The 803-nt window shown below is 45.3% G+C and carries 1 pseudogene; it reads left to right on the forward strand.

The features are described 5' to 3' along the window. Positions 1-288: 288 nt before the first annotated feature. Positions 289-666 (forward strand): annotated as a pseudogene (locus LG368_RS15360) (IS66 family transposase); the annotation flags it as partial. Between the last annotated feature and the right edge of the window lie 137 nt (positions 667-803).

The following is an 803-nucleotide window of genomic DNA, read 5'->3' on the forward strand; positions in this document are numbered from 1 at the left end:
CATAGTCGGAAATCAGATCAACAGAGCTATACAAGGCGATAAAACTCGGGATGAGGTCGTATTCTTAAAGAGCGATGCCGCTTTTGCGCAGCTGCGCGGTACCCGCTGACAAAGTCACTGATTCAGAACTGAGAAAATATGATGGTAACTTAACTCTCCAAGAGTTGGCTCGTTTCTTCCCGGCACAGAAGCGATTTGAATGTGCCCGATTATTGGCATTAAACGCTCTAATCTGCGAGAAATATCACCTTCCATTATTTGCAAGTGATAGCAATCAAACATGAGCTTTACGCCACAAGCTTGCGCACCTTATCAAAAGGCTCGGCGATGTCTAAAGTCGTGGCGTATGCGATAAATCAACGAGATGGGATTATGGCCTATACCCAAGATGGTCGTGCGGCTATTGATAACAACTCGGCGGAGCGGTCTATCCGTCCCATTGCACTGGGTAGAAAAAATTACTTGTTCGCAGGCTCTAAAGCCGGCGGTGAACGAGCGGCAGTACTGTATACCATTCTTGGTACCGCGAAATTAAATGATATTAATCCGAATCAATATCTCACAGTAGTATTGAAACGCATAGGACAGCACTCAATCAATAAAGTCGATGAACTCTTACCATGGAACATTGACCTAAGCACACCTGCCCAAAACGAAGCTATCTAAATCAGAAGACTAAGGAAACTGCGATTAAGTCCCCAATATGAGACAATGCCGATCTGACCATTACCTCAAGACCGAATGACATGAATCAGCTTTCCTTCGCCGATACCGAATTTACCAGCAAACGCCGCAAGACTCGC

Origin of the sequence: Marinomonas algarum (assembly GCF_020532605.1) — a bacterium.
Taxonomy (GTDB): Bacteria; Pseudomonadota; Gammaproteobacteria; order Pseudomonadales; family Marinomonadaceae; genus Marinomonas; species Marinomonas algarum.